The 16,990-nt window shown below is 50.2% G+C and carries 16 protein-coding genes; 2 read left to right on the top strand and 14 right to left on the bottom strand.

Annotated elements, in window-relative coordinates; all coding sequences use genetic code 11:
* Positions 1-15: 15 nt before the first annotated feature.
* The 14 genes from C2I18_RS26910 to C2I18_RS26845 all read right to left on the bottom strand — a co-directional run bounded on the left by C2I18_RS26910 (position 16) and on the right by C2I18_RS26845 (position 14,518).
* Entirely contained in the window at positions 16-732 is a 717-nt protein-coding gene (locus C2I18_RS26910; protein ID WP_249898764.1) for a hypothetical protein, read from the bottom strand.
* Positions 729-1,604: an ABC transporter ATP-binding protein gene (locus tag C2I18_RS26905; protein WP_249898763.1), complete on the bottom strand. Its 876-nt coding sequence runs from the start codon at positions 1,602-1,604 to the stop codon at positions 729-731. Before C2I18_RS26905 ends, C2I18_RS26910 begins: the two co-directional genes overlap by 4 nt.
* Positions 1,601-1,972 carry a GntR family transcriptional regulator gene (locus tag C2I18_RS26900; protein ID WP_249898762.1) on the bottom strand — a complete coding sequence of 124 codons (372 nt, stop codon included), beginning with the start codon at positions 1,970-1,972 and terminating at the stop codon, positions 1,601-1,603. Before C2I18_RS26900 ends, C2I18_RS26905 begins: the two co-directional genes overlap by 4 nt.
* Positions 1,973-2,231: 259 nt before the next feature.
* Positions 2,232-5,375, bottom strand: a complete 3,144-nt coding sequence (locus C2I18_RS26895; RefSeq protein ID WP_249898761.1) for an MMPL family transporter — start codon at positions 5,373-5,375, stop codon at positions 2,232-2,234.
* Between the two features lie 124 nt (positions 5,376-5,499).
* The gene (locus C2I18_RS26890) at positions 5,500-6,066 is read right to left on the bottom strand and encodes a TetR/AcrR family transcriptional regulator (RefSeq protein WP_249898760.1); all 567 of its coding nucleotides are present in this window, start codon (positions 6,064-6,066) and stop codon (positions 5,500-5,502) included.
* A gap of 111 nt (positions 6,067-6,177) precedes the next feature.
* Positions 6,178-6,990 (bottom strand): DUF817 domain-containing protein, encoded by an 813-nt coding sequence (locus C2I18_RS26885; RefSeq protein WP_249898759.1) that lies wholly within the window; start codon positions 6,988-6,990, stop codon positions 6,178-6,180.
* 173 nt (positions 6,991-7,163) lie between these two features.
* Positions 7,164-8,474, bottom strand: coding sequence for an ABC transporter substrate-binding protein (locus C2I18_RS26880; protein ID WP_249898758.1), 1,311 nt, complete (start codon positions 8,472-8,474; stop codon positions 7,164-7,166).
* Between the two features lie 131 nt (positions 8,475-8,605).
* The gene (locus C2I18_RS26875; RefSeq protein ID WP_249898757.1) at positions 8,606-9,433 is read right to left on the bottom strand and encodes a carbohydrate ABC transporter permease; all 828 of its coding nucleotides are present in this window, start codon (positions 9,431-9,433) and stop codon (positions 8,606-8,608) included.
* 11 nt (positions 9,434-9,444) lie between these two features.
* Positions 9,445-10,323, bottom strand: coding sequence for a carbohydrate ABC transporter permease (locus tag C2I18_RS26870; protein ID WP_249898756.1), 879 nt, complete (start codon positions 10,321-10,323; stop codon positions 9,445-9,447).
* Positions 10,320-11,417, bottom strand: coding sequence for an ABC transporter ATP-binding protein (locus C2I18_RS26865; protein ID WP_249898755.1), 1,098 nt, complete (start codon positions 11,415-11,417; stop codon positions 10,320-10,322). Before C2I18_RS26865 ends, C2I18_RS26870 begins: the two co-directional genes overlap by 4 nt.
* A 40-nt stretch (positions 11,418-11,457) precedes the next feature.
* Positions 11,458-12,201: a glycerophosphodiester phosphodiesterase gene (locus tag C2I18_RS26860; protein WP_249898754.1), complete on the bottom strand. Its 744-nt coding sequence runs from the start codon at positions 12,199-12,201 to the stop codon at positions 11,458-11,460.
* A gap of 3 nt (positions 12,202-12,204) precedes the next feature.
* A complete protein-coding gene (locus C2I18_RS26855) occupies positions 12,205-12,939 on the bottom strand; it encodes a glycerophosphodiester phosphodiesterase (RefSeq protein WP_249898753.1) in 735 nt (244 codons plus the stop codon).
* Between the two features lie 57 nt (positions 12,940-12,996).
* Positions 12,997-13,791 carry an HAD-IIA family hydrolase gene (locus tag C2I18_RS26850; protein ID WP_249898752.1) on the bottom strand — a complete coding sequence of 265 codons (795 nt, stop codon included), beginning with the start codon at positions 13,789-13,791 and terminating at the stop codon, positions 12,997-12,999.
* Between the two features lie 178 nt (positions 13,792-13,969).
* Positions 13,970-14,518: a glycerol-3-phosphate responsive antiterminator gene (locus tag C2I18_RS26845; protein WP_249898751.1), complete on the bottom strand. Its 549-nt coding sequence runs from the start codon at positions 14,516-14,518 to the stop codon at positions 13,970-13,972.
* A 550-nt stretch (positions 14,519-15,068) separates the two neighbouring features.
* On the opposite strand from C2I18_RS26845, the gene C2I18_RS26840 reads away from it, so the two are divergent.
* Both C2I18_RS26840 and C2I18_RS26835 read left to right on the top strand, forming a co-directional pair.
* On the top strand, positions 15,069-16,268 hold the full coding sequence (locus C2I18_RS26840; RefSeq protein WP_249898750.1) for an MFS transporter: 1,200 nt from the start codon (positions 15,069-15,071) through the stop codon (positions 16,266-16,268).
* On the top strand, positions 16,261-16,899 hold the full coding sequence (locus C2I18_RS26835) for a TetR/AcrR family transcriptional regulator (protein WP_249898749.1): 639 nt from the start codon (positions 16,261-16,263) through the stop codon (positions 16,897-16,899). The genes C2I18_RS26840 and C2I18_RS26835 overlap by 8 nt, the downstream gene beginning before the upstream one ends.
* Positions 16,900-16,990: the final 91 nt, after the last annotated feature.

Below are 16,990 nucleotides of genomic sequence, written 5' to 3'. Positions count from 1 at the left end.
AGATCTGCATGAAGCTTATCCTCTCTTCTCCGCCTGCTGCAGCGAAGCATTTCTCATCATAGGATAAGTGAGGAATAAAGCAGCTAGCCCTGCCGCACCTCCCAGAGTAAAGGCAGCTAATGCTGAAATCTTAAGCTCTGATAGTGCATCTATGGGTCCTGCAAGCAGCCCTGAATAGTACAAGAACATTACGGCAATAACGGTAAGCATGATACCGGCAAGTGTCCTGGTCATGCCGGCACGATAGAATATACAGTAGATAAAGAAAGCACCGCCGAACAATAACAGGCCAACCATAATATCAATCCAAAGGTATGGTAAAAACTGATACTCTGCTGAATATAATGTTCCGGGATGGGAAACGGATACGGTTATGACACCGCGTTCGTACAGTGCTGAAACCAGCCATTGGCATAAATTCAGGAACAGCATGTATACTGCCACCCCGGCAATGCCGACTCCATAAAAGCTTTTCAGGACTTGAGTCCTTGTGCTGCCAAGACCGACAGCAATCGGCAGCAGGCTTTTGAACCCCATAATGCCATAGAAGGGTATGAAGAAGAAATACGCCGGACCGCCGATCACACTGATTGCATCCTCCATATCAAAGGACAGACCGAGAATAATCCAGACCGCTGTTAAAGGGAGTGTAATATAGAGCAGCAGCAGCTTTCCCAAAAACCAGTAGGCATCCTCATAAATTAAGCGGAATGTTCCATATGCGGTTCTCATCGTGAAGCCTCCTTCACATTTTCCGTGACAGCCAGCAGATAATCCTGTACATGAGCCTTTTCTATTGAAACTTTGGCGGTCCGGACCCGTTCTCTCCACTTCTCAGACATTGGGGCGTCAATCATCACTTTTTTTGTGGAACCGAGCGTACTTTCTTCTATAACTTTCTCGTTACTGGTTAATTGGTTTACCTGTCCGCTCTCGCCGGTTAGCCAGATTCCCATTTCCCGTAAGTTCTCCATAGGCTCGTGTGTGAGCAGTTGTCCTTCATGAACCACCATGATGTTGTCGAGCAGCGGCTGTAATTCTTCGATCTGATGCGTAGAAATTAACATTAGACGGGGGAAGGCCTCATAGCTTTCCAGCAGCAGCTTATAAAATTTTTTGCGCATCGCCGCATCAAGCCCATTGGTTGGCTCATCGAGAATCGTCACATCAGCCTGACTGGCCAAACCTATCACCAGCTGTAAAGCCGTCTTCATTCCTGTTGAAAGCTTTTTGGTCTTTTTCTTGTGCGGTAATTGAAACGTCTCCAGCATTTGTTCCGCAAATTCCTGGTTCCAATTGGGCTTGAAGTACTGGTAGAACCGCAGACAATCGCGGACAGACCATATTTCGCTGAACGGATGATCTTCCTTTATGTAGCACAAATGGCCTTGAGCTGCAGGGTTGTTGTAAGGCTCACGCCCCATGATTTGCACAGTTCCGCTATCGGGCTTCTGATGTCCGGATATCAGCTGCATAAGTGTCGTTTTGCCGGCACCATTCCGTCCCCAGAGTCCTGTAATGACCCGGTCCTGCTCAGTGAATGACAGCTTCTTGATGACTGGATTTTTGTCGTAGGCAAAAGAAATCTCGTTCAAAGAAATCATTGCTTGCCCTCCTCTTCTTTAATCCATTCGATAATCTGCTCCGTGGTCATGCCGATGCGTCTCGCCTCTTCCAGCATCGGGCGGATATAATCCTGACGGTAATGCTGCTGCTTTTCCTGCAGCACCTGCTGCTTCGCCCCCTCTTTTACAAACATGCCGATCCCTCGCTGTTTGAACAGAATGTCCTGATCGGCCAGAATTTGCAGACCTTTGCGTGCGGTAGCCCGGTTAATGTTGTAGAACTGGGACAGCTCATTCTCTGAGGGCGCCCGTTCTCCTTCCTTCAGCTGTCCATCCACAATATCATCAATAATCATCTGGGCAATCTGCTGAAAAATGGGTTGTGATTCATCCAGCAATGCTTTCAAGTGAGTTAAAGCCTCCTTCCTCTAACATAGATTGAACTGGGGAATTAATGTAAAGGTTCAGTCGCTACTGCGGTGAATGTTTGGACTTTTGGATGTCGTTGTATGGTTGTATACTTGTGTAACCAACTATAATATATAAGCATGCAGGTGTAAAGGGGTATTATGGAAATGAAGTGCGAAAATTTGAAATTGTCCTGCTGCCCGGGGTTTATCCACGCAAAAACAGCCGGCCAAATGGCCGGCTGCAGTGGAACGCTGTTTATAGCGTAACGTTATTGTCTATATCAGAACTGCTGTCCTTGCGGTTTAATCTGCCGGTTAGTCCGATCAGAGCCGGGAGCAGGATTGGCATCGCAATCAGGCTTAGGAGCAGCAAAGCAATGATAACGACGACTGCCACCTGGATCAGGGTTAAGACTCCCGAAGGAATCAGGGCCGCAAAGGTACCGCCCAGGATCAGAGCAGCGGACAAAACTACGCCGCCGATGTCACGGGATGCTTTTACAATACGTTCCGCAGATGTTCCTTGAAGCTCGTTATAACGCATCATTACGAAAATGCTGTAATCCACACCGAGTGCAACGATCATTATGAAGCTGAAGAACGGAACATTCCAGCTCAGTAAATCTGCATCGAACAGCTGCGAGCTGATCCATTCCCCTATGCCAAGCGATGTGAAGTATACCAGTATTAATGAACCCACGATAAACAGGGAATTCATCAGCGATCTGGTAATGAACATCAGGACAACGGCAATACCGATCATCATGATGATTGCAGTGCGCATAAAGTCTTCCTGTGATACGGTATTCAGGTCGGCGTTGCGTGCTGTTGTACCGCTGATGGCGGCCTTGGCGCTGCTCAGACTGTTTCCGCTCAGTGCGGCATCGACCTGTTGGCTGATCTCATCAATGACCGGCATCGCTTCCCGCGAGAACGGATTTTGCTCCAGGATGATCGTCATCGTTGCAGTTGTTCTGTCATCTGACATATAGGTATTGAGCGCGGTCTGGAATTCTTCACCCTTCAATACCTCTTCTGGAACATAGAACTTTTGTGAAGTCTCCGATTCGCTAAGATTGCCCAAATAAGATTGGGCCGTTTCCAGACCCGTGCTTACCTGGGTAAGACCCTCCGTACTGGCGCTCAGCCCGGCCTGGAGTTCGCCCATCTTGCCCTGCAGATCAGTAAGCCCCTGCAGCAGCTGCTGCTGGCCATCGTTGATTTGCGACAGGCCGGTTTTGAGCTGAACGGATTGATCTGAGATTTGACCGGAACCGGCGGCTCCTTTGTTTAAGCCGTCTTTCAAGCCGGCTGCTCCGGTCTGAAGCTGCGTTACTCCGTTCTGCATTTGCTGCAAACCGCTGTTAAGCTGGGCCAGTGAGGTATTGGCTGTTTTGAAAGAAGCCATAGCCTTTTCGTGACCAGCGCGCAGCTGCTCCAGCTGTCCGGAGAGTCCCTCAAGCTGCTGCTTGGCTGATGCGGCGATACCCAGCGTCTTCACTACATTTGGATCTTCTGCCATATCCGGATTTTCTGCGGTCAGATTATTCATCAACGCTTCAATCTGCCCATATCCTTGGCTGGCACCCGTAATGGCTTGAGCGATACTTGCGAAATACTGGTCGTAAGAGTTCAGTCCCTCTTCCAGCTGGCTGTATCCTGCGGAGAGCTGGGATGTTGCAGCAGACAGTTTCCCTACACTGGTCCCCAGCGAGGCAAGGCCGTCTTCTATTTGTCCGGCACCTGAGGCACCGCTGTTCATCCCTGCAGTTACTTGATCCAGTGCATCCCGTAATGCGGATACGCCGTTTTGGACTTCGCCCGTTCCGTTAATCAGCTTTTGGACATTGGCCAGGTCACTTGAGCCGCTGTTTCCCAGCTGTTCTTCAGCTGAAGACAAGCCTTCATTGATTTCTCCTATGCCGTCATTGGCATCGCCCAGTCCGGAGTTTACTTCTTTGGTCTGATCGTTAATATATAGCTCTTGTATTTTGTCTCCTGTAGGACGGGTTGGCGACAGTACCTCGGATACTCCTTTAACCTTTGAGACTCTTTCAGCGACTTCATCCAGGGTCTGCAGTGCAGCGGCCTGGTCCAGAGGACTGTCAGACTGGATCACGAGTGTTGCCGGTGAAGAAAAGCCCGGCGGGAAATGATCCTCGATGACATTGATTCCCTGCTTGGATTCGTATTTGTCACTAACTTCCCATAAATCGTTAAAGTTGAGTACATTGGAATACTTCAGGATGAAAGGTACGGTTAACACAAGCACAAGCACGATGGCCATAACAGATCTGGCTGCCGAAGTTTTAGCGAACGTCCCCCACAAGCGGCTGTCTCCGTGGCCATTGAACTTTTTCACCGGCCAGAACATTCTTTTCCCAAGCAGGACCATGAAAAACGGATTCAGTGTAACCAGTACAAGCAGCAGTACCAGGACACCGATCGCCACACCGGAAGTCGCCTGATACAAATTGAACTTGGCCAGGTACAGCGAGGCAAAACCGATCATGACTGCCAATCCGCTGAACAGGACGGTTTTCGCTGCCGATTTCATGGTTGCTTTTACAGCGGTATATACATCATCCTGGTGAGCCAATTCTTCTTTGAACCGGGTGTACAGTAAAATATTATAGTCCGTACCCACGCCAAACAACACTACGACCAGGAACACCTGCGTAAAGCTGGAGAACGGAAAACTGAAATGATCGACGAGCTGGGCGGTTACTCCCAAGGATACAAGATACGACACGCCCACCGTAAGCAGTGAAATCAGCGGTACCACCGGAGAACGGAATACAAGAATGAGTACAGCAAGAATAAAAACAATCGCTATAACTTCAGTCTTCTTTACCCCTTCCTGGGTGGAGTTCCCAAAGTCGTTACCGATAAGCTCGCTGCCGGTCAGATAAGTGCTGATATCCTGTGACTCCAGCCCCTCGCCGGCTATAAATTCGTCCAGTTCCCCGGCCACCTGTGAGATTTCCCCATGATTGCTGTCCACAGAGATTTGCGTCAAAATGGTTGTCTGGTCTTCGGAGACCAGCTGCTGTTCCACTTCCGGGCTGTCCGTGTGTGCCATGATGCCGGTGATGCCCAGCTCCTGTTCTTTGGCTTTCAGGTCATGGATTACAGCTTCAATCTTCTGTGTCTGGCTATCCGTGAGCGGCTGATCACTCCCGCTGTTGAAGACGGCTATAATTCCATAGGAATCTCCGCTTTGGGGGTCCATTTGTCTGATCATCTCAGCGGCAATGCTGCTTTGTGCGCTGTCCGGAATGGAGATTTGTCCCTTTTCCTTCACCAGCCGGTCCATGTCCGGTATCGTTGTTAACATCAACACTGTAACCAGGATCCACATTATAAAAGATAATGTTCTCCAGCTTTTTAACTTTTTCATCGGGCCACCTTTTTCTATTAAAAATATTTTATATTTTATCCTTAAGTAGGATGAATTTTTAAATTCGGATTAATAGGAATGAATATTCATTCCGTTTACGGCGAAAAACCACTTTAGCAGCGGTTTAACGGTTACGAATAGCGTTCCATGCACTATCCTCAAGATCCTTGTACAGCTCCTCTGAATAAATCAGGATATTACTCTGCATCTGCTTAATCATCATACTGATCGGCGCGTATACAATAGCAATTAATGCACAAGTAGGCAGCTGGCGGATTTCGTTCTCTACTTGGCCCCGTTCAATCGCTTCACCGACAAAAGCCATAAATTCATTGATCACCTGCCTGCTCTTCCCGTCCAGATAATAGGCATCATCATGAGCATTAATGAACAGAAAGGCGTCTACATTGTTTCTGGCATAATCAAACAACCGGCTGTAAATGTGCGTGAACTGCTCCCGTATGGGCAAATGCTCCGGATAGCCGGTCCTGATCGCTTCGGAGAGCTTAAGCACACACTGGGTGATCAGTGAATTCACGAGCGCTTCCTTGTTCTCAAAATACCGGTAGATCGTCCCCGCCCCGACTTTGGCCTGCTCGGCAATCATCGGCACAGTCGTCCCGTCATAGCCGCGGGCTGCAAATAACTGCATGGCCGCAGCATAAATATCTTCCTGCTTGTTCTTTGCCATTGCTTCACCTCATTTTCGGAATGAATATTCATTCCTATATTATAGCCGGGATATTTAAAAGTCAACCGCTCTGCATTTCCTCCTTCAGCCAGAAAAAAACGGCAGCCGTTTTCACGCCTCCCGTCTTGCAGTGTTCACTGAATGATCTCCCCGCCCTGCCTTCACATGCTTAAGCTGTGCAACAATGATTACGCTGATTATCACAAGCAGAAACCACGAGCTGATCTTGCTGAAGCTGACCATCTGCCAGGCCTGATTCTGGTCAGGATACTTCCAGGCATTGAAAAAGGTGGCGATATTCTCGGCCAGCCAGATAAAAAAACCTACAATGGCAAAGGCCAGCGTCAGCGGCATCCGGTAAGTGACCGTGCGCACCCGGTAGATGATCCAGGTTCTCCAGAAGACGATCAGCACAAGCGCCGTCAGCCACCAGCGGAAGTCCGGAATAAAGTGATGGGTGAAAAAATTCAGGTAGATGGCTCCTCCGAGCATACCCGCAGGAAGCAGGCCCGGCCAGCCGGTCATATCCATCCTCAGCCTGCGCCAGATCTGGCACATAAAGCTGGCAACACTGGCGTACATAAAGCCGCTGTAGAGCGGAACTCCGAAAACTTTGGTAAACCCCGGCTCAGGGTATGACCAGGAACCCATTCTTATTTTATAAATCTCGAGAATCAGACCAATCACGTGAAAGACACAGATCACCTTGATCTCATCCAGGGTCTCCAGTCCGCTGCGGTACATCAGATACTGAACGGTCAGCAGCACAAGAAGTATGGCATCATAACGGTGTACGAAGGGAATGTCAACTGCACTGGAGAGGGCTAAGGTGCCAAAGATGGCCACCGGAAAAATGCAGCTCATTGCCTGATGGTAGCCGAAATGCAGCAGCTGGGTGAATGGATTCAGCTTTGTGGTTTTCATGACAGGTTATTCTCCTCCTTTGATAGTCATGATTCTAACACGTAATATATTGTAAAACAATAAATATACATTAATTTAAATTATTAAATTATTGTTACATTTGTCAGATTGAATTAAAAAACCGCCCCGGAAAGGGACGGCTGCTAATGCTGCTTACGTGCTTTACCTTGAAATTAACGGTTCAGTATCCCATTGATTTCTTCGGCAAGCTTATCCAGGCTCTCCTGGATGTTCAGGTTATCAATCCAGATGTCGTTGATCCGGGTGCCCATCAGGTCCTCGATTTCATGGTAAGCGCCGGTCATTGGACGCATTTTGCTGAATTCCAGCTGATCGGAAGCGACCTGGTAGCCCGGGAAGGCAGCTATGGTCTCTTTCATCAGATCTGTATCCAGGGAAGACAGGCGTGTCGGCAGATAGCCGGTGCTGGCAGAAGCGTAAGCGGCCTGCTCGGTATCCGAGAGCCATTTCATGAATTCAAAGGAGGCTGCTTTTTCAATATCAGTACCTGTATTGGCCAGATAAGTATTGGAACCTCCTACCGGCACCCCTCTTGTCCCGCTTTCGCCGGCAGGAATCATGGAAACGCCAAGCTCGATACCGCTCTCCTGAGCCATTCCTGCAAAGGTCTTGTAGCCGCCGATACTGGAAAAAATCAGGGCTGTCGCCGGGTTGGCAATCGCTGCATAGAAGGCATCCGAATCGGTAACGCCAAGCACTTTGATCAGGCCTTTGGATTCCAGGTCCTCAATGAATGTAATCAGCTTTACGGCACCTTCACTGTTGATGTTGGAAGCTGTTTCGTCCCCGTTAACCACCGTAGTTTCAGCATAGGAATGCAGCAGCGCCTCCATCACCCAGAAATCATAGTTGAACAGATACATTGGCGGTTCGCCGGTTGCATCATGTGCAGCCTGCAGATAAGCTTCAAGTTCAGCGAAGGTAGCGGGACCGTTCTCATTCAGCCCGGCTTTGGCAGCCAGTGTTTTGTTGACATACATCACCGGCACACTTCTCATATGCGGGAAGGCATACAGATCCTCGTTCACGTAGAGATTGCCGAGGTCGCCAATTTTGAAGTCGGAAGTATCAAAGTCGTTCGCCTTGATATAAGGCTGAAGGTTAAGAATAATATCGCTGTCGGCAAAGCCTTTGGTCATGGCCACCTCATCAATAAAGACATTCGGCAGTGTGCCGGCAATCGCCGCTGCGTTCACCTTCTGCTGCATTTCCCAGTAGTCGCCCTGATATTCGGCGTTAACATGAATGTTCAGCTCGGCTCCTCTGGTCTGGTTGAACTGATCCACCAGCTGCTGGTTAACCTCTTCTGCCGCTGATGTCCAGAACTGCAGCTCCACAACCTCTTCGCCTTTTTCATATACGCTTGCTGCTGACCCGGCTTCTGTTGTTGCACATCCTGCAAGACCCGCTGACAGTGACACTGCCATTGCAACCGGCAATACCCGTTGTTTCCAGACATTCATGTTCTCTGATTCCTCCTAAAGGTTTTGTGGGCGAATGCTTCCTGATTACCTTCATACAAAACTCGCACCGGAAGCATAAGCTTAAAGTTAATTTGATATTTAGCAGCATGTGAGTGTGTAGTTAAGCATGGCTACTTCACTCCCATGTAGGTAAACGCTTTGACAATCTGTTTCCGGGCAACGATGAACACCAGCAGAATCGGAACAATCAGCATCATATTGCCTGCCATGACGATCTGCGGGCTGAGCCCCTCAATATCCTGCAGCTTCTGGATCCCGAGCGGCAGGGTGCGCACCGCATCCGTCGTCGTCCATACCAGCGGGAAGAAGTAGCTGTTCCAGGTTCCGATAAACGTCAGCAGCCCCAAGGTGGACAGTGTCGGAATGGCTGCCGGCATCATGATGGTGTAGATGATTTTGAATTCACTGGCGTTGTCGAGCCTTGCCGCCTCCAGCTGTGAATCCGGCACCTGCATAAAGGTCTGCCGCAGCATGAAGATTGCGGTTCCGCTGGCGATGAACGGCACAATCAGGGACATATAGGTGTTCAGCAGCCCCGACTTTGCGAACATGACGAAGATCGGCAGAAAGATCAGCTGTCCCGGAATCATCATCGTCGCCAGAACGGTGCCGAACAGAACGTTTTTCCCTTTAAACTGGTATCTTGCGAATGCGTAAGCTGCCGGAACCACTACCAGTACCTGCCCAATCATCGTTCCCAGCGTAATGATCAGCGAATTCCGGGTATAGTGCAGAAAGTCGATCCGGGTAAAAGCATCCCTGAAATTCTGCCACTGCAGCGAGTTCACCCAGAATTTCGGCGGCATGGACAGCACTTCGCCCAAGGTTTTGAAGGCCGTGAGAATCATCCAGTAAAAGGGGGTCAGGAAAATCACGATCAGCAGAACCGATATCAGGATTCTAAGGAGGGCACCGGGCGCCCGAAATAATATTTTCACGAATAAGCTCCTTACCGGTAATGAACCCGTTTGTTAAGTGCCTTGAAATAGAAAATGGTAATCAGTCCCACGATCGCCATCAGCACCACTGCCATCGCTGCCGCATAGCCGACTCTGTAGTATTCAAAGCTCTGCTTATAAATGCTGAAGATCAGCGTATTCGTGGCATTGGACGGTCCGCCCTGGGTCATGATGTTGATCGTCTCGAAGACCTGAAAGGAGCCGATAATGTTCATTAAGATCAGGAAGAAGAGCGTCGGTGAGATCATTTTTAGCGTGATTTCAAAAAACACGGAACGCTTTGAAGCATTATCCAGTGCCGCCGCCTCATAGAGATGTGCAGGGATTGAGCCCAGTGCTGAGGTGATAATCAGCGCATTGAAGCCGACCGATTTCCACACCGACACCAGAACCAGCGAGAACAGCGCCACCTGCTTGTCTGTCAGCCAGCCGACGGGACCGGCCCCGAACAGCGACAGAACATAGTTGAACAGTCCGGTATCCGTATTCATCAGCCACATCCAGATCAGGGATACGGAGACCAGCGAGATGATGTTGGGCGTAAAGCTAAGCATTTGAATAAAGCGGTTGATGAACGTATTTTTCTGTAAAAAGAGCGCGAGCAGCATCGCCAGCACCATCACCAGCACGACATCCATCACCATATACAGCAAGGTATTCAGCAGCGTATCCAGAAAATCGTGGCCTTTGAACAGCTCGGTATAGTTGCCAAGTCCGGCAAATTTCATCGGTCCGCGCATGTTCCAGGTGAAAAAGCTGAGATAAATATTGTAGAGTATCGGGTAGATATAAAAGATCGTCAGGATTAGTACGGCCGGAGCAACCAGCAGATAGGGAAGCCAGCGGGCGGATGCGCTGCGCCGCATCATGCGGTATCACCAACCGCCGCAGGTACAGGAACGGCTGGTACTTCCGCTTCTGATGCAGCAGGTATACATTGTTCTTGTTCGTCAAAATAAAACAGATGCTCCCGCTTCACATACAGCTTGACGGGTTCGAGTGCGCGTTCGGGACTGTCAAAGCATTTAACAGCAACACTCCGCCCGTCTTCAAGTACCGCCTTGTAGATCACCTCTGAACCGAGCAGTTCCCTGCCGTCCAGTGCAGCATCCAGTACAAGCACATGGTCGTTCTCCATGCCCTGCTCCATCGCGAACTTCGCCTTCTCAGGCCGGAACCCGACATATTTGGCGCCTGCCGGTGCCCCGTTATGTAGGCTGACTGAAGCTCCCAGCTCGAGGATATTCATCGGGGGCGTGCCGATAAACCGGCTGGTAAACAGGTTGCGCGGCGTGTTGTAAATGGCATGCGGAGTATCCTCCTGCATAATCCGTCCGCCGTCCATCAGGACAATCTGCGTTCCCATGCTCATGGCCTCTACTTGATCGTGCGTAACATAGACGAAGGTTGCTCCGAGCTTCTTATGCAGCTCGATCAGCTCCATCCGCATCTGCTGGCGGAGCTTGGCATCAAGGTTCGAGAGCGGCTCATCCATGAGGAATACCGCCGGTTTTTTGACCATCGCCCGGGCCAAGGCGACCCGCTGCCGTTCGCCCCCGGAGAGAAATTCCGGCTTCTTGTGCAGATGTTTGGTTAATCCCACCGTATGCGCAATTTCGGTAACGAGCCGTTTCCGCTCTTCTTTGGGCACTTTATTGTTTTTGAGCCCATATTCAATGTTCTTCTCGACGCTCATCGTCGGATACAGGGCATAATTCTGGAACACCATCGCCAGATTGCGTTTGCCGGGCTCCACATGGTTCATGCTTTTGCCGCCGATCGAAATTGAGCCGCCTGTAGCTTCCTCCAGCCCGGCAATCATCCGCAGAGTCGTGGATTTGCCGCAGCCGGAAGGCCCGACCAGAACTGTGAAGCTGCCGCTCTCAATCGTCAGGTTCAGCCCTTCAATGATCGTCTTGTCACCGTAGATTTTGTTGACATTCTCCAGTACAATGCTGCTCATGTTCTCCTCCTTAGTCCGTATGCTGCCGGCTGCCGTTATCTTAGACGCCGACTGACAGCAATGATCTTGCCGCAGCATCCGGACGGTTCGTCATGATCCGTGTTACACCAAGCTGCTGCAGCCGCTTCATCTCCTCTTCGTCATCCACAGTCCAGGGGTTAACCTCCCAGCCGTTCCGGACAGCCTGTTCCATAAAAGATTCATCCACTCCCAGGTAGTAAGGATGCAGCACATCCACCTGGCAGCTCTCCGCATATGCTTCCAGCCGGTAAAAGCTCTCCAGGAAAGCGATAGCCGTCTTGATCTCAGGATATTCGCGTTTTAACATCGCCATTGCGTGATGATTAATAGAAGAAATCAGCGTATGCCCGGCATATCCGGAAGCTCTGACCAGCTCCGCTGTGAGCCGGTTCACTTCGCCATAGGGATTGGCATAATCCTTGGTCTCGATGTTGATGAACAGGTTATGCTCCATGGCAAATTGCATAATCTCGTGAAGTTCCGGTATCCGGCTGCCTTCTGTCCCATACTTGTCTTTGAAGCTGTAGGAGTAGTCATACCTCCGCAGCTCCTCCAGGGTCATGTCTGCGACGCGTCCTGTTCCGTCAGAGGTGCGGTCAATCGTATGATCATGGATGACAACAAGCTTGCCGTCTCTGGTAAGCTGTACATCAAGCTCGATTCCTCCCGCCCCCATCTGCCGCCCAAGCTCAAAAGCTGCCAGTGTGTTCTCCGGCGCATAGGCGCTTGCTCCTCTGTGTGCCAAGATGATCGAATGGTTCATGGGCTAACCTCTCAGCTTGAAGCAAACATCCGGACGGTCTGTAATGATTCCATCCACCCCGGCATCAATCATCATCCGGATATGCTCCTGCTCATTGACGGTCCAGGCATTGACCTGTATTCCTGCAGCCTGTGCCTGTTCCACATTCGTGCGGTTCACACCGAAGAAAACGGGATGCAGCGCATCGGCTTTTGCCATCTTGGCGTATTTCTCCCCCTCATACAGCCCGGCAATATACAACAGTGCTGTCCGCATGTCGGGGTACTCTTCCTTAAGCTTGACCATGGAAGTGTGGTTAAAGGAAGAGAAGATTACGTTCTCCGTAAGCCCGTATTCACGCACCAGCTCTGCGGCTGCGCTGCCCAGCCCGGCATAGAGGTTCATTTTGGACAAAATATCCTTCACTTCAATGTTCAGATACAGGTCATGCGCCTTGACCAGTTCAAGCACCTCACGCAGTGTCGGGATCTGTGCGGCGGCATACCGCTCTTCAAAACCTTTATTGAAATTAAATTGCTTCAGCTCTCCCAGCGTGTACTCCGTAATATCGCCTTTGCCATCCGAGGTCCGGTCAATGGAGTCATCATGGATGACCACAATCTCGCCGTCTTTGGTGAGGTTAATGTCGATTTCAAAACCGTCTGCCTGCTGCTCTACCGCGAGCCTGAAAGCTTCCATGGTGTTCTCCGGGGCGTAAGCGCTGGCTCCGCGGTGGGCCAGAATTTTAAATTTGTGCATGTGTTGAGCCTCCTTGAATGGGTTGTGGTATTGGTGAATCGAATGAACTTAAGGTTTCTAGAGTAAAGGTTCGGCCAGCAGGATATCTGCCAGACTGTCCAGGACATAGTGAGGCTCGATGCCTTGGGCAAGGATGTCCTCTCTCCTGCTGACGCCTGTGAGGACAAGCGCGGTATGCATCCCGCTGCGGCTGCCCATCAGAATATCCGTCTCCAGCCGGTCACCGACCATCAGACATAGCTCCGGATCTATGTTCAGCTTCCGCAGTGCCTCCTCTGCATAGTCGAGCGAAGGCTTGCCGATGATCATCGCAGACTGTTTACCGGCTGCAGTCTCCAGCGCTTTGACGATCGACCAGGTATCAGGGATGTATCCTCCCGGAACCGGGCAGACCGGATCGGGATTCACCGCCACCAGGCTTGCCCCTGACCTTGCTGCATTCATGCCCAGCCGCAGCTTCTCGTAATTGAATCCGCGGTCCATTCCGATCAGCACATGGGTTGCAGCCTCCGGAATTTCCGTGGTCGGTACCCCGCACAGCTTCATCTGCCAGCTCATGACTTCTTCACCGACGAGATAAAGTATTGCTTCCGGCAGCTGGCGGGCAAAATACATGCCGCTGACATACAGCGCAGTCAGGATTTCCTCTTCCTGGCACAGCAGCCCCATGCCGGCAAGCCTTTTCTGGCAATCCTGCCGCGTATGCACCGAGCTGTTGGTCAGGAAGAGGATTTTTTTGCCGCGTGCACGCAGCTCCATCAGTGTCTCTTGAACACCCGGCAGCAGCTGGTCGCCGATAAATACGGTGCCATCCAGGTCAAAGCAATAGGCTTCATACGAAGCAATGTTCATGGTGTCCAGCTCCTTTCCTGCTGCAAGTTCCTCATTTGGGGCACAGAATATCTGCTTTTTGGGCACGTCAAAAAACCAGCTTCAAAAAATAAGCCCGTATCTATGCGCAATAGCCTAGATTGGAACATTACTCTCTGACCGCTGGGTTTTCTCATCGTCTCCACCCGGGGTGCTGTATTTAATTGTTATAATCCCATAAAGATGCGTCACCGATTGATACGTAGTCTGCACCGCTTGCCAGTGCGCTGCGGATCTCTTCCTTCTGCCGGATCAGTCCGCCTACTATAAGCGGCTGCTGAATGCGCTGCTTCAGCTCGCTGATGATCCTCGGCATCAGGCCTGGCATCAATTCCACTTCATCGGGATTACCGGATTTGATCATGCGAAGCGCGGTTTCAATCGCCGCCGAATCAATCGCAAAAATCCGCTGGATGCTGGCAAGACCATGCTGTCTCGCTGTGGCAATGGAGTTACTCTTGGTCGTAATAATGCCGTCCACCTTGAAGGCTTCCGCCAAATACTGGATTGCCGCCGCATCTCTCCCGATTCCGCCTACCATTTCTACGTGTACAAACACCTGCTTGCCCGCCTCCTGCAGCGGACGTACAATCTGTCCCAGATTGTTGATGTTCCCTGTCATCAGGTTTACGCGCTTTACACCGCACTGAACCGCCGGTGCAATCTGCGATTCCTGTGTGATGGAGGCAATCACGGGGTTATGCATCATTCCGAGGCATGCTCCCTTCGTCTGTATCTTGCTTCATCTGTGTTTTGCTTCGTCCGGCATAGCTTGTATCCGGCCCTGAAACCAATATTAAAGCTCTATTGTTGTCTTAGTATCAGAGCTTTGTAAAAGTTGTTGTTAACATTTCTGAAAATGATGCGCGCTGAACCGAAGCCCGGGAATGTTCCTCACTTAAGTGCATTTCCTGCAGTTAAAAGACGGCGAAAAGCCAGCCTTGCAGCTTTAAGTGTATTCTGTGTAATTAAAACTAGCGCAAAGTACCGTTTTACGGAAAATGGTGATTTTTAACTGAACAAACTGCAATTAAAGTCTGCAAATACCGAAAAAGGCTCCAAATAGATGTACGAAATACAGTTAAAGGGTAGCGACCCGACCCTCCAATAGCAATCTGTTGCTTCCCTCCAATTGACGTTCCGCCACTCGCCGGCCCACCAGTATCATTTAATCTCTTTACAACTTCCCGTTCAATCAAGTATGATGGTTTACACTGTGTAACTATTTATACGATGTAAACCATCAAGGAGGCTACAACATGAGCGGCTTGCCTAAGTCTGCCAAATTACCGCTGTTTATTCTGATGCTGAATTTGTTCATTGCCCTGCTGGGCCAAGGAATGGTCATTCCAATCCTGCCGGAGTATCTCAAGCAATTCAATGCGGCCGGTGCTGCTGCAGGTTATCTCATTGCTGCTTTTGGTGCTGCACAGTTTGTGTTCTCGCCGATCGGCGGACAGCTGTCGGACCGCTTGGGGCGCAAAGCGCTGCTGATTGCCGGACTCTTTTTAACAGTAATATCGGATCTCATGTTTGCTGTAGGTCACACATTGCCTCTCTTGTATGCTGCCCGATTTATCGGCGGAATAGGTGTAGGCCTGATGGTTCCGTCTAACATGGCTTATGTTGCTGACATTACCACGCCGGATACCCGCGCTAAAGGTATGGGATATTTGGGGGCTGCCATGAATCTGGGGATGGTGCTGGGTCCGGGACTGGGTGGCCTGATTGCAGAGTTCGGGATTCGAATCCCGTATTTTTTTGCCGGGGGACTTGGACTTGTGGCTATGCTGTTAAGCCTGTTCATGCCTGAGACCTTGCCAAAGGAAAAGCGTACCCTGAAGCATACTGCCCAACGGGTGCCCATTCACAATCTGGTTCTGGAATCCTTCCGGACGCCGTATTTTCCTTATCTGCTGCTCACGCTGATTATTACCTTTGGACTGATGAATTACGAAACGGTGTATGCGCTGTTTGTAGAACAAAAATACGGCTTCGATTCCGCCAAAATCTCTGTCCTCATTACCGTAGGCGCAGTTATAGGCATTATTGTGCAGGTGTGGCTGCTCGACCGGTTTATCAAAAAGCTCGGTGAAATGAAGCTCATCCGCCTATCGTTGGTGATGACCTCTGCGGCGCTGCTGCTTATGATTTTTAAGGTGAATATGGCGTACCTGCTGGCAGTCTCGGCTTTGTTTTTTGCATTTAATGCCTTTTTGCGGCCGACAATCAGCACGCTGATTGCGAACTCCGCCGGTGAACGCCAAGGCTATGCTGCCGGATTAAGCACGACCTATACAAGTATAGGCAGCATACTGGGGCCGGTTATCGCGGGGCAAATGTTTGACAGGCATACTAATATGCCTTATATTTTTGGGGCTGCTATCCTGGCCGTTGCCCTCATATTAACTGTCAGAACGGCCAAAAATGATCAGAAACGGACGGCTGCCCATGACTGAAAACTGGCACACAAACTTAAAGAATAAGAACCGTGAAGATATCATTACGGCTGCAAAAGAGCTGTTCGTCAAGCAAAGCTTTCTCACCGTGAACATCAAAGAAATCTGCACCCTTGCAGGGATCAGCCGGGTAACATTTTATAAGCATTTTCAGACTATGAATGAGCTGGTCTTCGAGGTGCAGATCGAAATTCTGGAGGACATGACCGGATTCGTCCGGAGAGCGCCTTCTGCCGGAATGAACGGTAAGGAGATGCTGTCTTCCATGCTGAAGGGCTGGATTGACTATGCTTCACAGCACCCGGGTTATATCCGGTTTGTCCTGCTGTTTGATCTGCATTATGAGGCTTATGGTTCCACTAAAGAGCTCAGAGAGCAGTATGAACAATTCATCAGCCGGGAAAAAGAACGCCATTTTCTGCTCGAAGCCCTGGAAACCGGAGCAAATGACGGATCTTTAAAGCGGGACGCTGAGCCTGTGAAAACTGCCCAGTTCATCTTTACGTCAATGATGGCCCTGCTGCAGAAAATGAGCCTGATTCCCGGGTCAGAGCAGCATTCCGGGCTTGAGGAGATCAAGATTGCCGACCGCTTTGCGGGGATGCTGCTTCAGCATTTGAGTGTGGATTAGCCTCCATTAAAAAAACAGCGGTATGCCCTGGACGATATGGTGTCCTGGACTGCCGCTGTTGTTATGTGTCCCTCTATTGCTCTGGACTCAA

This window comes from Paenibacillus sp. PK3_47, from assembly GCF_023520895.1.
GTDB lineage: Bacteria > Bacillota > Bacilli > Paenibacillales > Paenibacillaceae > Paenibacillus_AQ.
This window is presented reverse-complemented; position numbering and strand designations above follow the sequence as displayed.